The organism is uncultured Salegentibacter sp. (genome assembly GCF_963972535.1).
Taxonomy (GTDB): Bacteria; Bacteroidota; Bacteroidia; order Flavobacteriales; family Flavobacteriaceae; genus Salegentibacter.
Genome location: NZ_CAXAVR010000196.1, coordinates 1 through 2,420 on the forward strand (window position 1 = coordinate 1; position 2,420 = coordinate 2,420).

At 38.1% G+C, this 2,420-nt stretch carries 1 protein-coding gene; it reads right to left on the bottom strand.

The annotated features are described in order from the left end of the window. Window positions 1-201 precede the first annotated feature (201 nt). Window positions 202-2,420: DNA mismatch repair protein MutS (mutS, locus tag AACZ30_RS13725; RefSeq protein ID WP_339650080.1), on the bottom strand; the 2,219-nt coding region annotated here is incomplete at its 5' end.

Sequence of the window (2,420 nt, forward strand, 5' to 3'; positions counted from 1 at the left end):
ATAGCGTATTGCGGATGCAAATTTAATATAAATCTTATAATGTCAAAGGCTTTTTTAAAAAAATAAAGAAAATCTGAAATAAAAAATCCTTTCAGTAATTCACTCCCAACTTTAAAAAATTACAACTCATTGTTTACCAACACTTACCAATCTACTTTCCTATCTTTTACTGAAAACCCACAACCGAGAACTTCAAACTGGTTAAGCTTTCGCTTTAGCTTTTTCCTTTCCAACTAAGGTTCTTTTAATCTCGTTTAGCTTCATTAAAGCTTCTACAGGCGTAAGCGTATCAATATCTATATGCAAAACTTCTTCTTTTAGTTCCTGAAGAATAGGATCATCCAGGTTAAAGAAACTAAGTTGCATTTCTTCTTCGGCCGACTTCTTTAATAACTCACTGGAGTCTTCCATTTTATGGGATTTTTCCAATTTCTTCAAAATTTTATTTGCGCGATGTAAAACCTGTTGTGGCATTCCGGCCATTTTGGCCACGTGAATCCCAAAGCTATGCTCGCTACCTCCCGGCACCAGTTTTCGAAGAAAAAGTACATTATCTTTCAATTCTTTTACCGAAACGTTGAAATTTTTGATCCGCTCAAAAGTATCGCACATTTCATTGAGCTCGTGGTAATGCGTAGCGAAAAGTGTTTTAGGTTTGGCGGGATGTTCGTGTAAATATTCGCTTATCGCCCAGGCAATAGAAATCCCGTCGTAAGTACTGGTTCCCCGGCCAATTTCGTCTAAAAGCACCAAACTTCTGTCAGAAATATTATTCAGAATGCTGGCGGTCTCGTTCATTTCTACCATAAAAGTAGACTCGCCCAGAGAAATATTATCACTGGCACCAACTCGGGTGAAAATTTTATCGACCAAACCAATATTTGCCGCTTTTGCAGGTACAAAACTTCCCATTTGTGCCATTAAAACAATAAGTGCGGTTTGCCTCAAAATAGCCGATTTACCACTCATATTTGGTCCGGTAATCATAATTACCTGCTGGTTTTCCCGATCTAATGTGACATTGTTGGTAACGTAAGACTCCCCTATTGGAAGTTGCTTTTCAATAACCGGATGCCTCCCCTCTTCTATATTTAGGTCGTGATGCTCTTCAATCTCAGGCTTGCAATAATTTTCAGATTTTGCTTGCTGTGCAAAAGAACACAAACAATCTAACTGAGCAATAAGTTGTGCGTTTTGCTGCACTGGCTGAATATAATCGTTCATCCAAATTACCAGCTTGCCAAAAAGTTGTTGCTCCAGGTGCAAAATCTTTTCCTCGGCCCCTAAGATCTTAGCTTCATATTCCTTTAATTCTTCCGTAATATAACGCTCGGCATTTACCAGGGTTTGCTTTCTAATCCAGCTTTCCGGCACCTTATCTTTATGCGTATTGCGCACTTCAATATAATAGCCATACACATTATTGCTACCTATTTTAAGCGACGAAATTCCGGTAATTTGAGTTTCGCGCTTCAGCATATTATCCAGGTAATCTTTACCCGAAAATGCTATTTTTCTAAGATCATCCAGTTCTTCCGAAAAACCTTCAGCAATACAATTTCCTTTTAGAATATTTACCGGTGCGTCTTCGTGTAAACTTTCGGTTATCTTGCCCCGTAGCACTTCGCAGGAATGCAAATTATCGCCAATAATTTTAATGGCTTCATTTTTACTTTTTAGCGCAAGTTCTTTTATAGGGATTATAGCCTGCAACGAATGATTAAGCTGAAGTACCTCCCGTGGCGTTACTTTTCCTGTAGCAACTTTAGAAATAAGCCGTTCCAGGTCACTTATTTTTTTGATGTTTTGCTGAATTTCAGCTAAAACTGAAGGGTTTTCCAGTAAAAAACCTACCACTTCGTGACGCTTCCTAACTTTATCGGCATTCTTTAAAGGCAGCGCCAGCCAGCGTTTTAAAAGCCTTCCACCCATTGGGGAAATAGTTTTATCAATCACATCCAACAAGGTCACCGCATTTGCTGCGTTAGAGTGATATAATTCCAAATTCCTGATCGTAAACCGATCCATCCACACATATTCCTCTTCAGCAATACGATTTATGGAAGTAATATGCTGCAGTTTTCGATGTTGGGTTTCAGCTAAATAATGCAAGATTGCACCAGAAGCTATAATCCCTTCTTCCAAATGCTCTATTCCAAAACCTTTTAAAGATTTTGTCTGAAAATGTTCGTTTAAGGTTTCATAGGCGAAGTCTTGCTTAAACACCCAGTCTTCCTGGTAGAATGTATGGAAATCTTCTCCGAAGATCTGCTTAAAATCCTTCTTATTTTTCTTCGGAATCAAAACCTCATTGGGGTTAAAATTCTGAAGTAATTTATCTATATATTCTGAATTTCCCTGGGCTGTTAAAAATTCACCGGTAGAAACATCTAAAAACGAAACTCCAAAGATTTTCTTTC